This is a genomic window from Primorskyibacter flagellatus (assembly GCF_900176485.1).
Lineage (GTDB): Bacteria > Pseudomonadota > Alphaproteobacteria > Rhodobacterales > Rhodobacteraceae > Primorskyibacter > Primorskyibacter flagellatus.
The window spans coordinates 106,663-128,081 of the sequence record NZ_FWYD01000001.1 but is presented as its reverse complement, the minus strand read 5'-3'; the positions used below and the strand labels follow the sequence as shown (position 1 = coordinate 128,081).

At 60.6% G+C, this 21,419-nt stretch carries 13 protein-coding genes; 6 read left to right on the top strand and 7 right to left on the bottom strand.

The annotated features are described in order from the left end of the window. Window positions 1–54: 54 nt before the first annotated feature. The gene (gene mfd / locus B8991_RS00595; RefSeq protein ID WP_084349867.1) at window positions 55–3,546 is read right to left on the bottom strand and encodes a transcription-repair coupling factor; all 3,492 of its coding nucleotides are present in this window, start codon (window positions 3,544–3,546) and stop codon (window positions 55–57) included. Between the two features lie 394 nt (window positions 3,547–3,940). On the opposite strand from mfd, the gene B8991_RS00590 reads away from it, so the two are divergent. Continuing rightward, a complete protein-coding gene (locus B8991_RS00590; protein ID WP_084349866.1) occupies window positions 3,941–4,279 on the top strand; it encodes a DMT family transporter in 339 nt (112 codons plus the stop codon). Between the two features lie 58 nt (window positions 4,280–4,337). Further along, window positions 4,338–6,158 (top strand): translational GTPase TypA, encoded by a 1,821-nt coding sequence (gene typA, locus B8991_RS00585; protein ID WP_084349865.1) that lies wholly within the window; start codon window positions 4,338–4,340, stop codon window positions 6,156–6,158. A gap of 131 nt (window positions 6,159–6,289) precedes the next feature. Here typA and B8991_RS00580 read toward each other — a convergent pair whose 3' ends face one another. The 3 genes from B8991_RS00580 to recA all read right to left on the bottom strand — a co-directional run bounded on the left by B8991_RS00580 (window position 6,290) and on the right by recA (window position 10,449). Further along, window positions 6,290–6,577: a DUF1330 domain-containing protein gene (locus tag B8991_RS00580; RefSeq protein ID WP_084349864.1), complete on the bottom strand. Its 288-nt coding sequence runs from the start codon at window positions 6,575–6,577 to the stop codon at window positions 6,290–6,292. Between the two features lie 3 nt (window positions 6,578–6,580). Beyond that, complete coding sequence (gene alaS / locus B8991_RS00575; protein ID WP_084349863.1) at window positions 6,581–9,241, bottom strand: alanine--tRNA ligase; 2,661 nt, start codon at window positions 9,239–9,241, stop codon at window positions 6,581–6,583. 128 nt (window positions 9,242–9,369) lie between these two features. Next, the gene (recA, locus tag B8991_RS00570) at window positions 9,370–10,449 is read right to left on the bottom strand and encodes a recombinase RecA (protein WP_084349862.1); all 1,080 of its coding nucleotides are present in this window, start codon (window positions 10,447–10,449) and stop codon (window positions 9,370–9,372) included. Window positions 10,450–10,646: 197 nt separating this feature from the next. Here recA and B8991_RS00565 point away from each other — a divergent pair, with 197 nt between their 5' ends. Beyond that, window positions 10,647–11,240, top strand: a complete 594-nt coding sequence (locus B8991_RS00565) for a sulfotransferase family 2 domain-containing protein (RefSeq protein ID WP_084350285.1) — start codon at window positions 10,647–10,649, stop codon at window positions 11,238–11,240. Between the two features lie 112 nt (window positions 11,241–11,352). Here B8991_RS00565 and B8991_RS00560 read toward each other — a convergent pair whose 3' ends face one another. From B8991_RS00560 to guaB, 3 genes are all read right to left on the bottom strand, one after another. Then, the gene (locus tag B8991_RS00560; RefSeq protein WP_084350284.1) at window positions 11,353–13,629 is read right to left on the bottom strand and encodes an ATP-binding protein; all 2,277 of its coding nucleotides are present in this window, start codon (window positions 13,627–13,629) and stop codon (window positions 11,353–11,355) included. 127 nt (window positions 13,630–13,756) lie between these two features. Then, window positions 13,757–14,908 (bottom strand): RsmB/NOP family class I SAM-dependent RNA methyltransferase, encoded by a 1,152-nt coding sequence (locus B8991_RS00555; protein WP_084349861.1) that lies wholly within the window; start codon window positions 14,906–14,908, stop codon window positions 13,757–13,759. Between the two features lie 251 nt (window positions 14,909–15,159). Continuing rightward, window positions 15,160–16,608 (bottom strand): IMP dehydrogenase, encoded by a 1,449-nt coding sequence (gene guaB, locus B8991_RS00550; RefSeq protein WP_084349860.1) that lies wholly within the window; start codon window positions 16,606–16,608, stop codon window positions 15,160–15,162. Window positions 16,609–17,126: 518 nt separating this feature from the next. On the opposite strand from guaB, the gene B8991_RS00540 reads away from it, so the two are divergent. The 3 genes from B8991_RS00540 to B8991_RS00530 all read left to right on the top strand — a co-directional run bounded on the left by B8991_RS00540 (window position 17,127) and on the right by B8991_RS00530 (window position 21,410). After that, window positions 17,127–19,172, top strand: coding sequence for an ASKHA domain-containing protein (locus tag B8991_RS00540; RefSeq protein ID WP_084350283.1), 2,046 nt, complete (start codon window positions 17,127–17,129; stop codon window positions 19,170–19,172). Window positions 19,173–19,528: 356 nt separating this feature from the next. Beyond that, complete coding sequence (locus B8991_RS00535) at window positions 19,529–20,674, top strand: DNA cytosine methyltransferase (RefSeq protein WP_084349858.1); 1,146 nt, start codon at window positions 19,529–19,531, stop codon at window positions 20,672–20,674. Between the two features lie 19 nt (window positions 20,675–20,693). Further along, the gene (locus B8991_RS00530; protein WP_084349857.1) at window positions 20,694–21,410 is read left to right on the top strand and encodes a GIY-YIG nuclease family protein; all 717 of its coding nucleotides are present in this window, start codon (window positions 20,694–20,696) and stop codon (window positions 21,408–21,410) included. Window positions 21,411–21,419: the final 9 nt, after the last annotated feature.

Genomic DNA, 21,419 nt, shown 5'->3' with positions numbered 1-21,419 from the left:
CTGGCTTATGCCAGCCTCCCCCGGAGTATTTTTGCCAAGAAGAAGTGATCAGGGTCAGGTGGCGGACTTGGCGCGCTTTTTCTCGGCAGCGATTTTTTCGGCAAGATCGCGGGCAATGGCAAAGGCACCCTGGATCTTGTCGCGGTTTTTCTTCCAGTCCCGCCGGACGACGATCTTGTTTTCGCGGACCTTTGCGAGGCCTTTCTGATCCTCGATGAATTCGACCAGCCCTTGCGGAGAGGCAAATTTATCATTGTGGAACTGGATCGTGGCACCTTTGGGGCCGCCGTCAAGTTTGGCAATGCCCGCGCGTTTGCACATCGCCTTGATCCGAACCACCAACAGGAGCGTGTTGACCTCTTTCGGCAACGCGCCGAAACGGTCGATGAGTTCGGCGGCAAAGCCTTCGAGTTCAACCTTCGTGGTCAGGCTGCTGAGGCGGCGGTAGAGGCCAAGGCGCACGTCGAGATCGGGGACATATTCCTCGGGGATCAGCACCGGGACGCCGAGATTGATCTGTGGCGCCCATTGATCGTCCGCCTCGGACAGGCCTTCCATCTCGCCTGCGCGGATCTTGGCGATCGCCTCTTCCAGCATGGATTGGTAAAGCTCATAGCCGACGTCGCGCATCTGGCCGGATTGTTCTTCGCCCAGCAGGTTGCCCGCGCCGCGAATATCCAGATCCTGACTGGCGAGTGTGAAGCCAGCCCCCAGCGTGTCGAGGCTGCCCAGAACACGCAGGCGTTTTTCGGCTGTCGCGGTCAATTTGGCGCGCGGCTTGGTGGTGAGATAGGCATAGGCGCGGGTTTTGGACCGCCCCACCCTGCCGCGGATTTGATAGAGTTGCGAGAGGCCGAACATATCCGCGCGGTGGATGACCATCGTGTTGGCGGTGGGAATGTCCAGGCCGGATTCCACGATTGTCGTGGCCAGAAGCACGTCGAATTTGCCGTCGTAGAAGGCGTTCATGCGGTCGTCGAGCTCGCCTGCGGCCATCTGGCCATGGGCCACCACATAGCTGAGTTCGGGCAGTTGTTCTTTCAGGAAATCCTCAATCTCCGGCAGATCGGAGATGCGCGGCACGACGTAGAAGCTTTGCCCGCCACGATAGTGTTCGCGCAGCAGCGCCTCGCGGATGGTGACAGGGTCGAATTCCGACACATAGGTACGGATCGCCAGACGGTCCACGGGGGGCGTGCCGATGATGGACAGGTCCCGCACGCCGGTCAGGGACAGTTGCAGCGTGCGCGGGATGGGAGTCGCGGTCAGTGTCAAGACATGCACGTCCGAGCGCAGCTGTTTCAGCCGCTCCTTGTGGGAGACGCCGAAATGCTGTTCCTCGTCGATGATCAGCACCCCGAGGTTCTGGAAGCGGATGGATTTGGCCAGCAAGGCATGCGTTCCGATGACGATATCGACAGTACCGCGCGCGAGGCCGTCGCGGGTTTTGGCGGCCTCCTTGGCGCTGACAAAACGCGACAGGGTGCGCACCTCAAGCGGGAAGCCCCGAAACCGGTCGGCGAAGCTTTTGTAATGTTGCCGGGCGAGCAGTGTCGTGGGCGCGATCACCGCCACCTGCACGCCGGACATGGCGGCGACGAAGGCAGCACGCATCGCCACTTCTGTCTTGCCAAAGCCGACATCGCCGCAGATCAACCGATCCATCGGCTGGCCGGAATGCATGTCGGCCATCACATCTTCGATGGCGCGCAGTTGATCGTCGGTTTCCTGATAGGGAAAGCGCGCCGCGAAAGCGTCCCACGCCCCCGGCGGCGGGTCCATGATCGGCGCCTTGCGCAAGGCCCGTTCGGCCGCGATGCGGATCAGCCGGTCGGCCATCTCGCGGATGCGTTCCTTGAGCTTGGCCTTCTTTGCCTGCCACGCCCCGCCGCCCAGACGGTCCAGCAGACCTTCGTCATGGCCGTATCTGGACAGAAGCTCGATATTCTCGACCGGCAGGTAAAGCCGCGCGCCTTCGGCATAATCCAGCAACAGGCATTCATGCGCGGCACCGGCGGCGGTGATGACCTCCATCCCCTGATAGCGGCCGATGCCGTGATCGACATGCACGACCAGATCGCCGGGGCTGAGCGATTGCGCCTCGGTCAGGAAATTCTCGGCCTTGCGGCGTTTCTTGGGCGCGCGGATCAGACGGTCGCCCAGCACATCCTGTTCGGCAATGACGGTGATGTGCCGACCGTCCCGCCACGGCCCCTCGAACCCGTGCTCCAGCGCCCAGACGGCCAGATGCAGGCCACGCTTGCCAATGCGGGTGGCGTCCGTGATGGGGATGGTTTCGGCAAGGCCTTCGTCTTCGATCAGGCCGGACAGGCGTTCGCGCGCGCCTTCTGAATAGCTGGCGACGATCACGGGGCCTTTGGCCAGCTTCGCCTTGATATGGTCGGCCAGCGCCCCGAACAGGCTGATGCTTTCCTGCTGGCGTTCGGGGGCAAAACTGCGTCCGATACGCCCGCCCGCATCCACGACCTTTGGACCAGTGGCTTGCGGCAAGGGGTGGAACTGGATCGCGCGCCGCGCGGCTGTGGCTGCCTCCCACGCGGACTCGTCCAGGTACAGCAGGCCGGGGGGCGCGGGTTTGTAGACCGTGCCCATGCGGTTCTTCTGACCCATCGCAAGGCGGCGGGTTTCATATTGGTCGGCAATCGTATCCCAGCGCGCAATCCGGCTGGGCGTGACCTGATCATCCTGCGTGATCGTGGCGCTTGGCAGGTAGTCGAACAAGGTCTCAAGCCGGTCGTGGAAGAACGGCAGCCAATGTTCGATGCCCTGATGTTTGCGGCCCGCGCTGACCGCCTCGTATAGTGGATCATCCGTACCGGCCGCGCCGAATTCGATGCGGTAATTCTGCCGAAACCGGGTGATCGCCGCCTCGTCGAGGATAACCTCGGACACCGGGGCAAGCTCGATCATGTCGAGCTTTTCTGTGGTGCGTTGCGTGGCGGGATCAAAGCGGCGCGCGCCGTCCAGCACGTCGCCGAAAAAATCGAGCCTGACCGGCCCGCCATCACCCGGCGGATAGATGTCGATGATACCGCCCCGGATGGCATAATCGCCGGGTTCCATCACGGTGGGGGCCTGCGAAAACCCCATGCGGACAAGAAAGCCGCGCAGTGCCTCTTCGTTGACGCGCTCGCCGACGCGTGCGGTGAAGGCGGCCTCTCGCAGCACGTCCCGCGCGGGGATATATTGCGACGCGGCGTTCAGCGTGGTCAGCAGGATGAAGCGATCCGGCATTGCGTGAACCAGCGCGGCCAGTGTCGCCATACGCGCTGCCGAGATGTCGGCATTGGGCGAGACCCGATCATAGGGCAGGCAATCCCATCCCGGAAAGCTGAAAACCGGCATCGCAGGCGCGAAGAAGTGCAACGCATCGCGGATTTGCGCCAGCCGCTTGTCGTCGCGAGCAATATGCAGGACAGGAGCGGAACTGCGCTCCAGCTCTTGCAGGATCAACCGGGCGTCGTAGCCTTCGGGCGCGCCACCCATGGTGATATGATCGCGCGAGGGGGTATCGGGATATGCCATAGCTGAGGCAAATGGGGCATGCCGGGGGCCGCGTCAACCTGTCTCCAGCGCGATTGGCAGCCTGCCTGGCCTGGTTGTCGCCCCTGCCCGAATGTTATTCTGGCGCATATTCGCTGAATGCCTGCAACGCGCCGCAAATTGATGGAATATGCCTGACAGCATCGGGTTGATCGCTTTTATGTCACTTAACGACCCAAACCGGGTTAGTATGCGCCGCGACGGCACGGGACGGGCTGTTCGACACTGCCCCATGCAGCAGCGCATATCGGTCGATGGCTTCAAAAAGACCCGCCTTTGCATCTGCCCCTCCCAACCAGACCCAATGTGCTTGCGTTTTCAGTCACTCTGATTGATCTGAAGACACGCGATACATGCTCTGAGGAAAGGTCCATCTATGTCTTTGTTGACTTACGCCACGCTGTTTCTGGCGGTTCTGGCGGAAACCATCGGCACGACCGCGCTTCAGGCCAGCCAGCAATTCACCAAACCCCTGCCCTCGGTGATCGTGGTGGTGGCCTATGCCGCAGCGTTTTATCTGCTGGCGCTGACCCTTCGAAGCGTGCCGGTCGGGGTGGCCTATGCGCTTTGGTCCGGTCTGGGAATTTTGTTGATCGCGCTGATCGGCTTTGTCGTTTTTGGTCAAACGCTCGACTGGCCGGCCGTTGTAGGAATGTCGCTCATCGTCGGAGGCATTGCCGTGATACAGCTGTTTTCAGCGGCTGCGACGCATTAGGGGGTGGTCATTTGCGCTCAGTAAGCGTACGGCGCGGGCGAACAGAAAAGGTTTCCAAATGGATCTGCGAAATATCGCCATCATCGCCCATGTCGACCACGGCAAGACCACACTTGTGGATGAGTTGCTGAAACAATCCGGTGCGTTCCGTGAAAATCAGGCAGTTGCCGAACGGGCGATGGATTCGAACGACCTGGAACGAGAGCGCGGCATCACGATCTTTGCCAAGCCCACCTCGGTTGAATGGAAAGGTCTGCGGATCAATATCGTCGACACCCCCGGCCACGCCGATTTCGGTGGCGAGGTAGAGCGGATCCTGTCGATGGTGGATGGCGTTGTCCTGCTGGTCGATGCCGCCGAAGGGCCGATGCCCCAGACAAAATTCGTGACCTCGAAGGCGCTGGCGCTTGGCTTGCGCCCGATTGTCGTTCTCAACAAGGTCGACAAGCCGGATGCAGAGCCTGACCGCGCGCTGGACGAATGTTTTGATCTTTTTGCCAGCCTCGACGCCAATGATGATCAGCTTGATTTTCCGCATATGTATGCGTCGGGCCGCAACGGCTGGGCCGATCACGAGCTGGACGGACCGCGCAAGGATCTGACCGCGCTGTTCGACCTGATCGTCAATCACGTACCCGCCCCCAAACAGGTCAAGCGGCAGGGCGAAGACTTCCGCATGCTGGCCACCACACTGGGTGCCGATCCGTTCGTCGGGCGCATCCTGACGGGCCGCGTGGAATCGGGCAAGCTGAAGGTCGGCTCAACCGTGCAGGCGCTTAGCCGCATCGGCCAGAAGATCGAACAGTTCCGCGTCACCAAGATCCAGGCGTTCCGCGGCCTTGCCCAGCAGGACATCGAAGAGGCGCAGGCCGGTGATATTGTCAGCCTCGCCGGCATGACCAAGGCGACAGTTGCCGATACGATCTGCGCTTTGGCCGTGGACGAAGCCCTTGATGCCCAACCCATCGACCCGCCCACCATCACGGTCACATTCGGCATCAACGACAGTCCTCTGGCCGGGCGCGACGGCAAGAAGGTACAATCCCGCGTGATCCGTGAACGGCTGATGAAAGAAGCGGAATCCAACGTCGCGATCAAGATCAGCGACACGCCCGGCGGCGAAGCCTTCGAGGTCGCAGGGCGCGGCGAATTGCAGATGGGCGTTCTGATTGAAAACATGCGCCGCGAAGGGTTCGAGCTGTCAATCTCGCGTCCTCAGGTGCTGATGCGCGACGGCGATAATGGCGAACGGCTGGAACCGATCGAAGAAGTCACCATTGATGTCGATGACGAATATTCCGGCGTGGTGATTGAAAAGATCACCGGAACGCGCAAGGGCGAATTGGCCGAAATGAAGCCCGCCGGTGCAGGCAAGACCCGCATCATCGCCCATGTTCCGTCGCGCGGCCTGATCGGCTATCACGGCGAATTCCTGACCGATACGCGCGGGACAGGCGTTCTGAACCGGGTGTTCCACACATGGGCCCCGCATAAGGGCACCATTCCCGGCCGTCGTGCGGGCGTCCTGATTTCGATGGAAGCAGGCGTCGCGGTTGCTTACGCGCTATGGAAGCTGGAAGATCGCGGCAAGTTTTTCATCGGCGCACAAGAACAGGTCTATACCGGAATGATCATCGGCGAGCACAGCCGCGAAAACGACCTTGAAGTGAACCCCCTTAAAGGCAAGCAATTGACCAACGTGCGCGCCAGCGGCACGGATGAAGCGGTGCGCCTGACCACACCGGTTCGGATGTCTCTGGAAGAGGCGATTGCCTATATCGACAATGATGAACTGGTCGAGGTCACCCCCAGCGCCATCCGTCTGCGCAAACGCTACCTTGACCCGCATGAACGCAAGCGGATGGCCAAAGCAAGCTGACCTGCGCGCGCAATCGGTGTCCATCGCGGGTACCGAAAGCTATCTGCGAGTGACAAAAGAACGGCGGCCTATGGCCGCCGTTTCTTGTTCAAACCACTTGATTTAAAGACCCAAGCGCGCCTGATCACAGTTTAATCGGTTGTCTCGACAATCAGCAGTTCGCGCTCTGATGCTCCGCGCGCATGGCTCAGCGCCTCTTGATACTCGGGCGAATGATAGCAGGCTTCCGCCTCTTCAAGAGTGGCAAATTGGGCAACCACATTGCGCGGCCGCTTCTTGCCCTCAAGCTGTACGAAACGCCCACCGCGCGCGATGAAGCGACCGCCATGCTTGGCAATCGCTGGACCGGCAAGCTCGGCATAGCGGCCATAGGCCTCGGGATCCGAAACGGTCACATGGGCAATCCAAAGTGCTGGCATAGTTTATCCTCCGATTACGGCTTCTGCCGCCTTGAAAGCGGCCTCTGCATTTGCGGCATCCGCGCCGCCGCCCTGCGCCATGTCGGGCCGACCGCCGCCGCCCTTGCCGCCCAGTTCGGCCACGGCGGCGCGCACCAGATCAACGGCCGACACACGGCCCATCAGATCCTCGGTCACACCAGCGGCCACAGCGGCCTTGCCGCCGGTATCCGCGATCAGCAGCACCACGCCGGACCCAAGCCGCGCCTTGTGCTCGTCGATCAGCGGCGGCAGATCCTTGCCGGACACGCCCGAGAGCACCTGCGCCACCATTTGCACACCGTTGACGTCGCGCGCGCCACCGTCGCCGGCCTGGCCCGATCCACCGGCCATCGCCAGTTCGCGGCGCAATTGCGCCACCTCGTTGCTCAGCGCCTTGCGCTCGTCCAGCAAGGCGCGGACACGCGCGGGAACGTCGGTGGGTTGCGTTTTCAACTCGGACGCCACATCAGCAAGCCGGTGATCCTGCCCCGACAGATAGCGGAAGGCATCGGCGCCGGTCAGCGCCTCGATCCGCCGCACGCCTGCGCTGGACGCACTGTCGCCAAGCGTCACGAACACACCGATATCGCCGGTCTGGCGGACATGCGTGCCGCCGCACAGCTCGATCGAGTAGGTCGCGCCATTACCGCCCTTGCCCGATTGCGGATCATGGCCCATCGACACGACACGAACCTCGTCGCCGTATTTCTCGCCAAACAGCGCCTGAGCGCCCAGTCCGCGGGCGTCATCCGGCGTCATGATCCGGGTTTCCACAGGCGTGTTCTGACGGATGAAGGCGTTCACCTCGGCATCGACCTGGGCCAGTTCGTCGGGCGTCAGCGGTTTTGCGTGCGAAAAGTCGAACCGAAGCCGGTCATCGGCATTCAGCGACCCGCGCTGCGCCACATGATCGCCGAGCGCCCGGCGTAATGCCTCGTGCAGCAGATGCGTTGCCGAGTGGTTGGCGCGGATCGACGTGCGCCGCGCGTGATCCACCTCCAGCACGGTGCCTTCGCCTTTGGTCAACTCACCCTCGATCACCTCGGCGAAATGAAGGAACACCCCGGCCACCTTGCGCGTGTCGGTGATCCGCGCAAGGCCAGAGTCGCTGCGGATGATGCCGCTATCGCCGACCTGCCCGCCTGACTCGGCGTAGAAGGGTGTCTGGTTCAACACGATCTGCACGGTGTCGCCCGCTTTGACCGAGGCAACCTCGGCCCTGTCGGACACCAGCGCTACGATCTGACCCTCGGCGGTTTCGGTGTCATAACCCAGAAAATCCGTGGTGCCGTGCTTGTCGGCAATGTCGAACCAGATCGCCGCATCCGCCGCTTCGCCAGAGCCGGACCACGCGGCGCGGGCCTTGGCTTTCTGTTCAGCCATCGCCGTATCGAAGCCCGCCGTATCAACGCTCCGATCTTTCTCGCGCAACGCATCCTGTGTCAGGTCGAGCGGAAAGCCGAACGTGTCATACAGCTTGAACGCCGTCTCACCCGGCAATGCGGCATCGGCGGGCAGCTTTCCCAGCTCGTCATCCAGCAATTTCAGACCGCGATCCAGCGTTTGCTTGAAGCGCGTCTCTTCCTGCTTCAGCGTTTCTTCGATCAGCGACTGCGCCTGTCCCAATTCCGGATAGGCCGCGCCCATTTCATGCACAAGCGACGGCACCAGACGGTGCATGACCGGATCCTGCGCGCCCAGCAAATGCGCATGCCGCATCGCCCGCCGCATAATTCGGCGCAACACATAGCCGCGCCCGTCATTTGCAGGCATCACACCATCCGCAATCAGGAACGAGGTCGAGCGCAGATGATCGGCTATCACCCGGTGATGCACGTTGCCCGGCCCGTCGGGTGCCCCATCGGTGACGTTGGCGCTGGCCTCGATCAGGTGGCGCATCAGGTCGGTGTCGTAATTATCGTGCTTGCCCTGCAAGAGCGCGCCGATCCGTTCCAGCCCCATCCCGGTATCAATCGACTGCATGTCGAGCGCGCGCATGGAGCCGTCCTCGAACTGCTCGTTCTGCATGAAAACGATGTTCCAGATCTCGATGTATCGGTCGCCGTCTTCCTCGGCACTGCCCGGAGGCCCGCCCCAGATATGATCGCCGTGATCATAGAAAATCTCGGTACACGGACCACAGGGACCGGTCGGGCCCATCTGCCAGAAATTGTCCGAGGTGGCGATACGGATGATGCGATCTTCGGGGATGCCGATCTTTTTCCAGATCTCGAACGCCTCGTCATCGGTATGGTACACCGTGACCAGAAGGCGAGAGGCATCTATGCCGAAGTCGCGTGTGATCAGCTCATAGGCAAACCCGATCGCTTCGGTTTTGAAATAATCGCCGAAGCTGAAATTTCCCAGCATTTCAAAGAAGGTATGGTGCCGCGCCGTATAGCCGACATTGTCGAGATCATTGTGCTTTCCGCCCGCCCGCACACATTTCTGCGAAGTCGTGGCGCGGGTGTAATCGCGATGCTCCACCCCGGTGAACAGGTTCTTGAACTGAACCATGCCCGAATTGGTGAACATCAGCGTCGGATCGTTGCGCGGCACCAGCGGACTGGAGGGCACGATACGATGGCCCTGTTTCTCGAAATAATTCAGAAAAGTAGAGCGTATGTCGTTGAGCGAAGGCATATTCTGGTCTCGTGCAAGGATTTTACGCAGGTGTACCGCCCTGCCCTGCGACTGTCCATGACGCATTGAAAAAGGCCGACACCCCTTGCGAGGGTGCCGACCTTTGAAATCTGTTCGCCGGACTGTGCTTAGCTCTCCATCACCTCGTCGGGTGCCCCTTCGCCACCGGCACCCATGTCGAAATCGAGCCCGTGACTGGCGCGGATCTTGTCTTCGATCTCCAGCGCCATCTGCTTGTTTTCACGCAAGAAGTTCTTTGCGTTTTCGCGGCCTTGTCCGATCCGCTCATCGCCGTAGCTGAACCAGCTGCCGGATTTATCGACGACTCCGGCCTTGACCCCCAGATCAAGAAGCTCGCCCATCTTGCTGATGCCTTCGCCGAACATGATGTCGAATTCGACCTGCTTGAAGGGTGGGGCCACCTTGTTCTTGACGACCTTGACGCGGGTGGAGTTTCCCACAACCTCGTCGCGGTCCTTGATAGAGCCGATACGACGAATATCGAGCCGCACGGAACTGTAGAATTTCAGCGCGTTGCCACCCGAAGTCGTTTCCGGGCTGCCAAACATCACGCCGATTTTCATCCGGATCTGGTTGATGAAGATCACCATACAGTTCGAACGGTTGATCGAGCCGGTCAGCTTGCGCATCGCCTGGCTCATCAGGCGGGCCTGCACGCCCACGCTGCTGTCGCCCATATCGCCTTCAAGTTCGGATTTCGGGGTCAGCGCAGCAACCGAATCGACAACCACCATGTTGACCGCGCCCGACCGGACAAGCGTATCGACGATCTCCAGCGCTTGTTCGCCGGTGTCGGGCTGGCTGATCAGCAATTCGTCCAGATCAACGCCCAGCTTGCGGGCATAAAGCGGATCAAGCGCATGTTCGGCATCGACAAAAGCGCAAACACCGCCCTTTTTCTGCTCTTCGGCCACGCAATGCAGGGTCAGCGTGGTTTTGCCAGAGCTTTCTGGCCCGTAAATCTCGATGATCCGCCCCTTGGGCAACCCACCGATCCCCAACGCGATGTCCAGTCCAAGCGACCCGGTCGAGGTTGCTTCAATGTCCTTGATCACATTGTCGCCGCCAAGTTTCATGATCGACCCCTTGCCGAACTGCCGTTCGATCTGGGCCAAAGCGCTGTCCAGCGCCTTTTGTTTGTCCGCGTTGCGCTTGCTGTCCATTGTCAAAAGATCTGCCGTTGCCATGAGTTTCGTGTCCTTATTCCACACCCGTTGCCGGGCGGCAATTGCTGCTTCATGTTCGCCTCTTGTTCTCATCTGTATGAGATCAAAACAGGAACAATTCAAGTTAAATCCTACTCTCGTCAGTTTTCGTCGAATTGGTTAAGGAAGGATTGAGGGGTTTGGGCCATACCTGCCAAGCGATCGAGGAGGTTTTCCGAATGCTGGTGTTCTGGAAAGAAAAACTGGTGTTTCTGGCGGTGCCAAAAACGGGTTCGTCGGCTTATGAGGCGGCCTTGAAGTCCCGCGCATCCATGGCGGTCATGGACCCACCCGAGCTGAAACACGCTCCGATCTACCGCTATAATCGGTTTTTCCGCCCGATGTTCGAAAAAGTCGGTGCCGATAACATGGAGACGTTGGCGGTGGTCCGTGACCCGCTGGATTGGCTTGGCAGTTGGTTTCGCTATCGCAAGCGGCCCTTTCTGAATGGCAAGCCGACATCGACCGCTGGGATCGATTTTGACGATTTTGTCCTGGCCTACATGAAAGGCGACAAACCGCCCTTCGCCAATGTCGGGAGCCAAGCGAAATTTCTGGAGCCGCGTCCAAACGGAGTGCGGATCAACCATCTTTTTCGCTATGAGAACCAACCCGCATTGCAGCAGTTCATCGAATCCCGTTTGAACGTCACCCTTGACCTGCCAAAGACCAATGTTTCGCCAGAGATGGACCTTACTGTCTCGACAGAAACCGAAAAGCGGTTTCGTAAAAAATGCGCCGATGAATATGAGGTGTGGGAAAGCGGGTTGTGAGGCGGAACAGCCGCGAAATCGTATGTTTGCCGATTGGATGTGAAATCCACATCCAGCAGACCTGCGCACGCTCATTCACGTTGTCAGACTGCGCCACGCAACCGGGTTCGGGCTACGACAGTTGTTTATGGACGGTCTCCGTCAAATCGCTCAGTGAAAACGGCTTTGGCAGGAAGATCGACTTCGGGATGCGGGCATCGCTGTCGCGGAAGACGTCCTCGGCATAGCCGGACACAAAGACAACGCGCACGTCGGGCCGTGATTTTAACGCTTCACGCACCCAGGTAGGCCCGTCCATGCCGGGCATCACCACATCCGTCACGAAAACGTCGACCTCGACGCTGGTGTCTTCCAACAGCTTCAGCGCATCTTCGGCAGAGGCTGCCTCCAATACCGTGTATCCCCGAAGCCGCAGCGCGCGGGATGCAAACGCACGCACCGGTGCCTCGTCCTCGACCAGAAGCACTACACCTTCGCCATGCCGGATTATCGGTTTCTCAATCGCCGGTCTGGGCAATGCTTCAAGAGGCAGTTCCAACTCGCTGGCGGGCAATAGAAGCGTGAAACACGTCCCGGACCCGGTCACGCTGTCGACAAAGATAAAACCACCGGTCTGCTTGACGATCCCGTAGACCGTGGACAGGCCCAGCCCTGTGCCCTCGCCCGTGCGTTTTGTTGTGTAGAACGGCTCGAACACCTTTTGCAGCTTGTCCGGCGGAATGCCGATACCGTCGTCAGACACTTTCACCGACACATATTCACCCGCCGCCACCTCTGCGCGGTCACGGCGCATGGGTTCACTCAGCACCTTCATGCCCGTTTCGATCACGATACAACCGCCCGTGGGCATGGCGTCGCGTGCATTCACGACGAGATTCATCATCACCTGTTCCAGCTGACGCTTGTCCGCCCGCACGGGTTTCAGCACCGGATCATGCCGCAAATCCAATCCGACCTTCTCGCCGACAAGGCGGTTCAGAAGATGGGTAAGGTCAGACAAGGTATCGCGCAGGTCCAGAACTTCCGGCCGCAAGGTCTGCTTGCGGGAAAACGCCAGCAACTGACCCACCAACGCAGCGGCTCGGTTGGCGTTCTGATTGATCTGCACCAGGTCGCTGAAATCCGGGTCCCCCTGATCGTGCCGCAGCAACAACAGGTCGCAATGTCCTGAAATCGCGGTCAGAAGGTTATTGAAGTCATGCGCGACCCCGCCCGCCAACTGACCAATCGCCTGCATTTTCTGGCTTTGGACGAATTGCGCTTCGAGCGTCTTCAATTCGGTGGCATCATTGATGACCGCAATCAACGCGGTCTGCCCGTTCTCGGAAATCCGGTTCAATGTGACCTGAACGAAAACTTCCTTGTCCGCCCGCGTGAGCCGGAGAAACTCCGAATGGCTGGTGCCACGTCCCGAAGCCATTTCCTGTATCCAGTCGGTCAGCGGTCGCCCCAGGCCTTCCATATAGTCCGACAGTTGTTTGCCATTGGTGCAGGTGTCGCCAAAAAGCGCCCGCGCCTCTTTGTTGGACCGCAGCACCACGCCGTTTGGTGAAAGCTTGAGAAGGCCCACCGGCAGCGCATCAAACGCAGCCGCGGCATCATCGGTCGCGGTTTGCCTGGGTGCGGGCAGCAAGAACAGTTCTGACTTGCCGACACCCGCCGGAACGCAAGTCGCCAAACGCGGCACAACGCCATCTTCGGTCTGAATACGATGCACGGTTCCCGACACAAGCGGCGGATCAAGAATCAGGCGATCCAGCGATGTAATCCTATGGCCAGCCATCTCACGCGCGGCTGCGTTCAGGGAAATGACAACGTTATTGCGCCCAAGTGTCAGCATCGGCACATGTTTCATTGCGGCACAGGACGACGGCTGTTCGGTCGCGGTGCTTTCCTCGACACGCCACAGCAAGCCGGACCTGCCAAGCGCGTGCACCGAAATGCGCACGCTACCCTGCCGGGTCACGATCTCTTCGCGTGCGGTCCCGCCGGCGTTGATGCGCGTTTGCAGGCGGTAAAGCACGTTGCCGGGATTCGCGAGAATATCCCGCAACTCACCGGCCAGCGACGTGCCTTCGCTTTTCCCATAACGTGCCTCGGCCGCTTGGTTGCGAAAGATGATTTCCCCCTCGGGATCCGTGAAAAATGCAAAGGCGCTGTCGTGGGCGATGACCTTGGCCAGGGCATCATGCGCCTGATCACGGCGACGTTTGTGAAGATATGTCAAAGACCTGGACAGCGCCGCCAGACAAGCTGCTGTCAGCCCGCCAACCGATAACGCCAACTGTAATTGGTACGAACTGACCAGAAAGGACAGGGCCAATAGCAACCCGGCGGCCAGCAACAACCAGCCAAGCCGTTGCGAGACGCGGTCAGAAGCGCGCGTCATCGGTCCGGGATTCAATGCCGTATAGGCCAAGGCGACCCCCTGTGATTCTCACCCCAGCCATTACGACGAGAGATTTGTTAACCGCTCCTTAAAGCTGAAAATATCGTCTCAAGGTTGTGCGTCCCGGTCAAGCATCCGCCGACATCAGTGCCAGGAAAAAGCCGTCACCGCCTTCGACAGGCAGAAACTGTCGCCGGTCTGCAACGCGCCAGTCCGGACGATCCGCCAGAAACCGGTCAATCACGGTGTCATTTTCATCGGACAGGATCGAACATGTGACGTAGGCCAAATGCCCGTCCGTGGTCAGATATGCCGACGCTTCACGAAGAATACCCAACTGAATATCCTGCAATTCCTGCAACCGGGCCTCGGTCAATGCCCACTTGCCCTCAGGCGAACGCCGCCACGCACCGGAGCCCGAACAGGGCGCATCGCAAAGGATCAGATCGTAGAGCCCGCCGGGCCTGTCAATTCGCGCGATCTGCGCCCCCGCCCGCTCTGCGCGTTTCGGCAGATCAGACATGCGGCGCGGATCTGCGTCATGGGCTTCAACCGGGCCGGACAGGCGTGCCGCCATCGCGAGCGCTTTGCCACCGCCGCCAGCGCAATAATCCAGCACACGCATTCCCGCGCGCAACGGCAGTTGATCGACGACGGCCTGGCTGGCGGCGTCCTGAAGCTCTACCAGACCCTCGGCATAGGCCCGAGACAGATGCACCCGGCGCGCGCCCTCGGTGACTTCCAGTGCAGAGGGAGACAAGGCATGCGGTTGCGTGGCGATCCCTTCGGCCAAAAGAGACTCTTGCGCCACATCAACTGTTCCGCGCAACCTATTGACACGCAAGAAAACAGGCGCCCGTTCCCGAAGAGCCAGCGCGGTCGGCTCCACCTCGGGCAGTGACGCCTTGAGCCGCGGAAGCAGCCAGTCCGGCATGTCCATGGCTTCGGCGCTGTCTGGCGTGCGCCCCGCGGAAAGTTCAGCATCAGTCAGCGGCTCTGGCCCGTAGCCTTCGCCGGTAAATACGTCAGCCGGGTCCGCGCCTTCGGCGCGCAACAACCCGAGGATCAACGCGCGCCCGGCTTCGCCTCCACCGTGTGCCGCACAGCTTCGTTGGCACCGGATCACGGTGTAAACATGATCGCGGACCGCCGCGCGGTCTTTGGACCCGGCGAAACGTGCGCCGCGTGCCCAGTTGGTCAGCGCTTGCTCGGCAGCGATACCCGTCGTGACACGGTCCAGAACTTCGATGGCAGCTTGGCAGCGGGCAGCAGGCGTCACGTCAGAACCTCATGTGTCATTTCAAAATCGTTTCCAGATAGATCGTCTTCAATGCCGAAATTGACTGAAGCCAGAGACCTCTGCGCGAGCCATACTGTCAGAAGACGTGAAGGTCTTTTTCATAAAGCCAATATGCAGTGATGACCGTCTCTGTTCGACGAGCAAAGCCTGTGCAGAGCGCGACACAAAGCGGAACCGGAGCCAGTGAGCCGCGCAAATTGACGCTGTCAGACGCTGACGTCGCGCCCCGGTTAACCGATCCGGTAGTTCGGCGACTCGCGGGTGATCTGCACATCATGCACATGGCTTTCGTGAAGCCCTGCCCCGGTGATCTTTACGAACTGACAGTTCCGGCGCATTTCATCGACCGTGGCGCAGCCGGTATAGCCCATCGCCGCGCGCAAGCCCCCGACCAGTTGATGGATCACCGCCGTCGCCGTGCCCTTGTAGGGAACCTGACCCTCGATGCCTTCCGGCACCAGCTTGTCGCTGGCGGCGTCTTTCTGAAAATACCGGTCGGCAGAGCCGCTCGCCATCGCGCCCAATGACCCCATGCCGCGATAGCTTTTGAAGGTACGACCTTGATAAAGGATGACTTCTCCGGGGCTTTCATCCGTGCCTGCAATCATGCTGCCGACCATCGCGCAGGACGCGCCTGCGGCAATCGCCTTGGCAAAATCACCGGAAAACTTGATCCCCCCATCGGCGATCACCGGAATATCCCCGGCCTCTCGGGCGCAATCCATGATCGCGGTCAGCTGCGGTACGCCGACGCCTGCAACCATGCGCGTGGTACAGATGGATCCCGGCCCGATGCCCACCTTGACCGCGTCCGCCCCCGCGCCGATCAGCGCGCGCGTTGCCTCTGCCGTGGCGACGTTACCGGCGACGACCTGAACCTCGTTGGACAGCGCCTTGGCGCGCTCGACGGCGATCGCCACGCCCTCGGAATGGCCATGCGCCGTGTCGATCACGATCATGTCGGCACCGGCATCGACCAGCGCCTGACTGCGTTCAAACCCGGCATCGCCCACGGTCGAGGCCGCGGCAACGCGCAGCCGGCCCAGATCGTCCTTGCAGGCGGTGGGATTCAGCACGGCCTTCTCTGTATCTTTCAGCGTCAGAAGGCCCGTCAGCTTGCCGTCCTTGTCAGTGACCAGCAGCTTTTCGATCCGTCGACCTTTCATCAGGTTCTTGGCCTCGTCGCGATCAGCAGGTTCTTGCAGAATCGCCAGATTGTCGGAGGTCATCATCACCCGCACGGGCGTGTCGTCATGTTCGGCAAAACGCATGTCGCGGTTGGTGACGATGCCGACCACCCGGCCCTTTTCGTCCACCACCGGAAAGCCGGTGAAGTTGTAGCGTTCGATCAGCGCCTTGGCATCCGCCAGCGTCTGATCCGGCGTCAGCGTCACCGGGCTGTAGACGATGCCGGATTCGAACCGCTTGACCCGGCGCACTTCACGGGCCTGCTGTTCGATATCAAGATTGCGGTGGATCACGCCCATCCCGCCGGCCTGAGCCATCGTTATCGCCATCCGGCTTTCAGTGACCGTATCCATGGCAGAGCTGAGCAGCGGAATGTTCAGCGCAATCGCCTTTGTCACCCGCGTGCGGGTGTCAGCGGTGCTGGGCAACACGCTGGAAGCTGCGGGAACAAGCAGAACATCGTCGAAGGTGAGCGCCTCGCGAATCTCCATGGCAGTAACCTTTCGGTGGGAGCGTCGTTTGACGCGTCCCTATCTCATGTGGTGGTCGGAAAGGAAAGAGCGAAACGTGCAGCCAGGCCCCGCCCGGCACCTGCCAATTGCCGGTTGCGCTGGCCGCGATCGATACGGCAGCCATTATAACGCATACAGATGACACCGGCGTCGGAGCCCCGGAACGAAACCCAAGGGCGGCACATTGCAACGCAATCGACGTCGGCCTTGCCAGCCTTGGCGCTCCCTCTGGTGCCGTGCAGATCGAAGATTGCGCCTCGGTCGACGAGACCAGTCTCCATGCCGCGCAAGCCTGCGTGAACGCAGCGCAGGTCTTTTTCCTCGAACGCGCGGGCCGTTCATTTGCGCAGCCGGTATGCCGATGTGGCATGCAGACAGATTGACGCAAATGCCGGTGTCGCCTGATGTTCCGGCGTTTCCGGCCTTTCACCTTTCGCCGCAATGGCTATGGTCGCCGCACACCCAGTTGCGGCAGTACAGCAGACAGGCAGGCGCAGATGAGCACCGATCCCCTCGTGATTTTCACCCCCTCAGGCAAACGCGGACGGTTTGCCGTTGGCACACCCGTGCTGACTGCGGCCCGCAAGCTGGGAGTGGACCTCGATTCCGTCTGCGGCGGTCGCGGCATCTGCTCGAAATGTCAGATCACGCCGTCTTATGGCGAATTCTCCAAGCACGGCGTGACGGTCGCGTCCGATGCCCTGTCGGAGTGGAACGCGGTCGAGGAACGCTATGACAGCAAGCGCGGGTTGAAATCCGGCCGTCGGCTGGGCTGTCAGGCAACGATACAGCGCGACGTGGTGATCGACGTGCCTGCCGAAAGTCAGGTCCACCGGCAGGTGGTGCGCAAGGCAGCCTCGGCCCGCGTGATCGAGATGGACCCCGCCACACGGCTTTATTATGTCGAGGTGGAAGAGCCCGACATGCACGAACCCACCGGCGATTTCGAGCGTCTGGAACGCGCCTTGAAGGCACAGTGGGACATTCCGGAAATCAAGGCGGATCTGGCAACGCTTGCCCGCCTGCAACCGGTTCTGCGCAAGGGCAACTGGAAGATCACCGTCGCCCTGCACAAATCGCATCTGCCGGGCGCGCATCATCTGATTGATGTCTGGCCGGGCCTGCATGAGGATGGGCTTTACGGGCTGGCGATTGATCTTGGATCCACCACCATCGCCGCGCATCTGACCGATCTTGCGACGGGCGAGGTCAAGGCATCGTCGGGCATCATGAACCCGCAGATCCGGTTCGGCGAGGACCTGATGAGCCGGGTCAGCTATGTGATGATGAATCCCGGCGGCGATGTCGAGATGACGCAAGCCGTGCGCGAGGCGCTTGATACGTTGATCCGCGAACTCGCGGCAGAGACCGGCGTGGCCGAACGCCTGATCGTCGAGGCGGTTTTTGTCTGCAATCCGGTCATGCATCATCTTCTGCTTGGCATCGACCCGTTGGAACTGGGTCAGGCACCCTTTGCGCTGGCAACCTCCGACAGCCTGTCCTTCCCCGCCCGCGATCTGGATCTGACGGCGCTCAACACCAGCGCGCAGGTCTATATCCTGCCCTGTATCGCGGGCCATGTCGGTGCGGATGCTGCCGCCGTGGCGCTGTCCGAAGAGCCGGGCAAACGCGAGGACCTGTCGCTGATTGTGGATGTCGGCACCAATGCCGAGATCTTTCTGGGCAACTCCACCCGCGTGCTGGCCTGTTCCTCCCCCACCGGCCCGGCCTTTGAAGGCGCTCAGATCAGTTCCGGCCAGCGTGCGGCCCCCGGCGCGATCGAGGCGATCCGGATTGATCCGCGGACCCGCGAGCCGCGGTTTCGCGTCATCGGATGCGAGCTTTGGTCCGATGAGGACGGCTTTGCCGCGGCAACGGCAGCGACCGGCATCACCGGCATCTGCGGTTCCGGCATCATCGAGGCTGTGGCAGAGATGCGCATGGCGGGCCTCTTGGACCCTTCCGGGTTGATCGGGTCGGCGGCGCAGACCGGCACATCGCGCAACATCCCCGAAGGTCGGACGCATTCTTATGTCATCCATGACGCCAGCGCCGATGGCGGCCCGCTGATCACCGTCACCCAAGGGGACATCCGTGCCATTCAACTTGCGAAATCGGCGCTCTATGCGGGCTCTCGATTGCTGATGGACGAGATGGGCGTGGACCACGTTGACCGCGTGGTGCTGGCGGGCGCGTTCGGCGCACATATCTCGCCCCTGCATGCGATGGTGCTGGGGATGATCCCGGACGTACCGCTTGATCAGGTGACCAGCGCCGGAAATGCCGCCGGCACAGGCGCACGGATCGCGCTATGCAACGTCGCAGCGCGCGCCGAGATCGAGGCCACCGTGCGGAATGTCGTCAAGGTGGAAACTGCGATCGAGCCGAAATTCCAGGAACATTTCGTCAATGCCAACGCCATCCCGCATGCGACCGATCCGTTCCCGAACCTGTCCGCAATCGCGCCCCTGCCAGACGTCAGCTTCAATTCCGGCGGTGAGGATGGTGGAGGCGGGCGGCGCAGACGGCGGCGCAGCAGCTGATCGGCACGTCGCAGATGTCAGCGCCAGGCGGCAACGGGCGCTGTCGCGAAACGTCTGCGCGGGCGTTATTGCACAAGTCTGGCGACGGAGGATTCACTTCGCGCCTCCATACCGCGCGTGGCGAAACTGCACCTGCCATGGGTCCAGCCACATCCGAGATCGTCCGCACGGGCATAACGTCTAAGGGCTAAGCGGCACTCTCGCCTTCAGCGGGATTTTGCGCAGCAACACCGCGCAAGTTCCACTTTTGTTCTTGCTCAACAGAACTTTTCAGGTCACCTTCCCCAGGCACCGAAGGTTAACCTTGGACAACCGATATTGGCTTGCGCTAATCAACATTTAGCGAAGGAGGGATTATGCCGCACACATTCTACGATTTCTTTGCAGGCGGCGGCATGGCCGGGTTTGGCCTCGGCTCGGATTGGCGATGTCTATTTGCGAACGACATAGACCCGAAGAAGGCAGCAAGCTATCGCGCCAACCACGATGGCGGGAAGGAATTGCTGCTTAAGGATGTCTCTCAGGTCACGGTGGATGAACTGCCCGGATCGCCAGACCTTGTGTGGGCGTCCTTCCCCTGCCAGGATCTTTCACTCGCGGGCAATGGCGCGGGCCTTGCGGGCAAGCGTAGCGGTATGTTCAAACCGTTCTGGAAACTGATGCGCTCGCTTCACGCCGGCGGTCGCGGCCCCAGGATCATCGCGCTCGAAAATGTCTATGGGGCGATCACCAGCAACGGTGGGCGCGACTTCGCAACGCTTTGTGCTGCTTTCTCAGGCCTCGGTTATAGGTTCGGGGCGGTCGTCGTCGATGCGGTTCACTTTCTGCCCCAATCGCGCCCACGTTTTTTTATGGTGGGCATTCGGGGCGACCTGACGATCCCGGAGGGGCATACAGCAGATGGGCCTTGTGCGCTGTGGCATCCGCCCGCGTTGGTCGAGGGGTGCAACCTGCTTTCACGGACAGCCGCGTCGCGTTGGCGCTGGTGGAATCTTCCGACGCCCCCGGCACGGAATACGAACCTGGCTTCGCTGATCGAAGATAAGCCAACAGGTGTGAAATGGCACACCAAAGCAGAAACGAAGTATCTGCTCGACATGATGACCGATCACAACCGCAAGAAGGTTGACGCAGCCAAACAGTGCAAAGGGCGCGTGGTTGGAACAATATACAGGCGCACGCGCGCCGATGCCAACGGTGTGAAGCGGCAGCGCGCGGAGGTGCGCTTTGACCAGATTGCTGGATGCCTACGCACGCCCGCCGGAGGATCGAGCCGTCAGACAATCATGCTGGTAGATGGAAAAAAGGTGCGCTCGCGCCTGCTCTCGACACGCGAGGCAGCTTCTCTTATGGGCCTGCCTGACACTTACGTCCTGCCAGAACGCTACAACGACGCCTACAAGCTGGCAGGGGACGGTGTTGCCGCTCCTGTCGTTCGGCATCTGGCCGAGGCAATCTTTGAACCGATCCTGAAGCGGAATCGACTCGCCTTGGTTGCCTGAAATCCGGTAAGTGTCGGTCATGGCTGACCGAAATCCCGACGACACCAATTATCCGCCGTTTGAGACCGAGGATCTTCGGTCAAATTTGACCAAGTTTCTAATTCAGGAATTCGATGATCCCATCACGGGAAAGCCGCGCGCAATTGGCGGTTTCAAGTGGGGCGTCTATGCTTTCTTCGATTATGATGGCGAACCAATTTACGTCGGACAGACAAAAGAAAAGGTGAGCACCCGAATTAGGCGGCACCTGACAAATCAGCGGACAGACGCCGTCGCAATGTCGGTCCTTGATCCGTTCGAGGTTTACGAGGTCGAAGTTTGGCCGCTACCCCAGTTTCAGAAAACCGGCGCAACCGACCCCGACGCGAAAGCGCATTTAGACGCGCTGGAAGATCTTGTGTATCAGGAGGCGATAGCAGGCAGCACGTTCAAGGCGGTTTTAAATGAAAAGGATCCACCAGCGCCGACAATGGTGATCACGAAGCCGCCTTCGCTCCGCTTTCGGCTCGTCTCGGACGACGTTCACAAGATCAGGTCACACCCCGACTTTCGCATTGCTCGGCGCGCTTTGATCATCTCGCGCCTTGCGCAGGTCATATCAGAGCGCAAAGTGCAAGGTGGGCTTCGTCGCGTCCTTGTCACGCAGGCGAAACGTCTTCAATGGTTGACCGAACGCCGCTACATCGCTCTGGGCGGTGCATCGTCGGTCGAAACCGAAGACGACGAAAACAACTAGGGGCACTCA

Coding starts and splice junctions, on each gene's coding strand:
- B8991_RS00540 (WP_084350283.1), top strand. CDS start 17,127: ATGAGCACCGATCCCCTCGTGATTTTCACCCCCTCAGGCAAACGCGGA.
- B8991_RS00590 (WP_084349866.1), top strand. CDS start 3,941: ATGTCTTTGTTGACTTACGCCACGCTGTTTCTGGCGGTTCTGGCGGAA.
- B8991_RS00565 (WP_084350285.1), top strand. CDS start 10,647: ATGCTGGTGTTCTGGAAAGAAAAACTGGTGTTTCTGGCGGTGCCAAAA.
- mfd (WP_084349867.1), bottom strand. CDS start 3,546: ATGGCATATCCCGATACCCCCTCGCGCGATCATATCACCATGGGTGGC.
- B8991_RS00530 (WP_084349857.1), top strand. CDS start 20,694: ATGGCTGACCGAAATCCCGACGACACCAATTATCCGCCGTTTGAGACC.
- guaB (WP_084349860.1), bottom strand. CDS start 16,608: ATGGAGATTCGCGAGGCGCTCACCTTCGACGATGTTCTGCTTGTTCCC.
- B8991_RS00560 (WP_084350284.1), bottom strand. CDS start 13,629: ATGACGCGCGCTTCTGACCGCGTCTCGCAACGGCTTGGCTGGTTGTTG.
- B8991_RS00580 (WP_084349864.1), bottom strand. CDS start 6,577: ATGCCAGCACTTTGGATTGCCCATGTGACCGTTTCGGATCCCGAGGCC.
- recA (WP_084349862.1), bottom strand. CDS start 10,449: ATGGCAACGGCAGATCTTTTGACAATGGACAGCAAGCGCAACGCGGAC.
- alaS (WP_084349863.1), bottom strand. CDS start 9,241: ATGCCTTCGCTCAACGACATACGCTCTACTTTTCTGAATTATTTCGAG.
- B8991_RS00535 (WP_084349858.1), top strand. CDS start 19,529: ATGCCGCACACATTCTACGATTTCTTTGCAGGCGGCGGCATGGCCGGG.
- typA (WP_084349865.1), top strand. CDS start 4,338: ATGGATCTGCGAAATATCGCCATCATCGCCCATGTCGACCACGGCAAG.